This is a genomic window from Polynucleobacter sp. 39-46-10, assembly GCF_002282275.1.
The window spans coordinates 1-1,641 of the sequence record NZ_NCJB01000436.1 but is presented as its reverse complement, the minus strand read 5'-3'; the positions used below and the strand labels follow the sequence as shown (position 1 = coordinate 1,641).

1 protein-coding gene and 1 pseudogene are annotated in these 1,641 nt (G+C 46.7%); both read right to left on the bottom strand.

The window, feature by feature from the left end; all coding sequences use genetic code 11:
• On the bottom strand, positions 1–1,064 hold a 1,064-nt coding region (locus B7X71_RS16550), incomplete at its 3' end, for a DNA gyrase subunit A (protein WP_293601541.1).
• A gap of 74 nt (positions 1,065–1,138) precedes the next feature.
• Positions 1,139–1,641: pseudogene (locus tag B7X71_RS16545) on the bottom strand (DNA topoisomerase IV subunit B); the annotation flags it as partial.

Sequence of the window (1,641 nt, the reverse complement as noted above, 5' to 3'; positions counted from 1 at the left end):
TTTTTACTCTTAGGCTCAAATACCAAGCGCACAGCCGCATCTTTACTGGACTCATCACGTACACCATCAAGCACATTCAAGATGGTGGATTTGAGATTGTTTTGCTCAGGAGTTAATGTCTTTTTACCAACCTTCACTTTTGGATTGGTAATTTCTTCAATCTCTTGTAATACGCGTTGTGATGATGTGGATGGTGGCAACTCATTCACCACAATTTGCCACTGACCACGAGCCAACTCTTCAATAGACCAGCGAGCACGCACTTTGAGACTGCCTCGTCCTGCTTCATAAATCTGTGCAATTTCAGCCGAGGAAGAGATGATTTGACCACCACCTGGATAGTCTGGGCCAGGCATGATCTCCAATAGTTCTGAAGTACTCATCTTCGGAGACTTCATTAAAGCAATCGCTGCGCTAGCGACTTCACGTAAATTATGTGAAGGAATCTCTGTTGCCATACCTACCGCAATACCGGATGCGCCGTTCAATAGAACAAAGGGTAAGCGCGCTGGTAATAACTTAGGTTCTTGGAAAGATCCGTCGTAGTTCGGTGCAAAGTCCACCGTACCTTCATCAATCTCACTGAGGAGGAGACCAGCAATCTTGGTTAAACGGGCTTCGGTGTAGCGCATTGCTGCCGCACCATCGCCATCACGTGAACCAAAGTTACCCTGACCATCAATCAGCGGATAACGCAACGAGAAGCTTTGGGCAAGACGCACTAATGCGTCATAAGCAGATTGGTCACCATGGGGATGAAACTTACCGAGAACATCACCAACTACGCGAGCACTCTTCACGGGTTTAGCGTCAGCGCGTAAACCCATCTCACTCATAGAGAACAGAATGCGACGTTGAACTGGCTTTTGGCCATCAGATACATCTGGTAGGGCGCGGCCTTTAACAACGCTGATTGCGTAATCTAAGTAAGCGCGCTCAGCATAGACCGCCAAGGTGAGGCTGTCTTTGTCATCTTCGTTGAGCTCAATCTTTTTTGGATCATGAGGGTCTTTTGGGCCGCCTGCTTCAGCAGTAATTGGCTCGTCAACTTCAACAACATTCATTTCAATAGGTTCACCTGCAAACAAGTCTGCTTGCTCTGCTGGTTTGTTGCCGCCTGGAGTTTTTTTAATCGCCATTAGATATCCGCCTCTACTTCATTACCGCGCTCTTCCAACCAATCGCGACGCGCCCCAGATTCGGACTTACCCATCAACATATCCATTGTTTTGATTGTTTCATCCTCTGTCCATGTACCCAAGGTCACCGGTAAGAGTCGACGAGTATCTGGATTCAAAGTGGTATCCCATAATTGCTCGGCACTCATCTCACCCAAACCTTTGAAGCGAGAAATCTGCCAAGCCGTTTCTTTAACGCCATCTTTACGCAATTTATCTTCAATGGCTTGAAGTTCATTTGCATCAAGCGCATAAATCTTTTGTGCTGGCTTTTTGCCACGTGCTGGTGCATCCACCCTAAACAATGGTGGCCTAGAAATATGCACATGACCCAATTCGATTAGTTTTGGGAAATGCTTGTAGAACAAAGTTAATAGCAGTACCTGAATATGGGCACCATCGACGTCCGCATCGGACAGGATGCAGACTTTGCCATAACGCAAATTCGATAAATCAGGACTGT